Source organism: Ruegeria sp. AD5 (assembly GCF_056542345.1).
In genome coordinates this window covers 1-668 of the sequence record NZ_JBQFZR010000020.1, presented here as the reverse complement: position 1 = coordinate 668, position 668 = coordinate 1, and the positions used below count along the sequence as shown (strand labels likewise).

At 49.7% G+C, this 668-nt stretch carries 1 protein-coding gene; it reads right to left on the bottom strand.

The window, feature by feature from the left end; translation table 11 throughout:
• Positions 1–668, bottom strand: a 668-nt coding sequence (locus tag ACR0JG_RS20770; protein ID WP_480572544.1) for a glycoside hydrolase family protein, incomplete at both ends; no start/stop codon positions are given.

Genomic DNA, 668 nt, shown 5'->3' with positions numbered 1-668 from the left:
ACTCTGGTAGTATGCGCTATCAACAGGACCGCGGGACGGACCTGTTGTCCCCACTGTACCGTCGATATCCTGAGGCAGACCGGTATTGTAAGCCGATCTCTCTCTTGACTCTAGCACATCGCCGAGAAGGTCCACATTGCTCCAATGAATGTTGTAGCTATCCTTCGCCAGAACCACGTATTTCGTGCCGCCCTCGGTATTCTCAATGATGGAATCTTCTATGTGGATATTCTGCACGGCCCATTGCTTGGCATTGCCAGGGTTCAGATAACCGCCCGGGTCCAGTGTTGTGGCAACAACCGCATTGTTGTTGTCGATGAATTCCGAATTTGTAATACGGATATTCTCATTGATGGATGTACCGGCGAGGAAATCATTCGTTGTGCCGAAACCCGATTTAATATCGAGCCCAGTAAAACCTCCAATGAAATAGCTGTCCGTAACAACGGAATCCTTGAAGCCACCCGTACTGTCTATCCCGTCTCTGTTGGGGTCCAGAAAGACAGAGTCAGACACGGTTACATTAGACGTGTAGCCTCCATCCTGACCGGAAACGGTCTTAATACCATCCCTCAATGCCCCATCAAAAAGAGTGTTGTGGATCGTTGCACCGGTGACATCTCCTAAAAAGCGCACCTGCGTCGAAGCGCCGATAAATTCACTGTCTT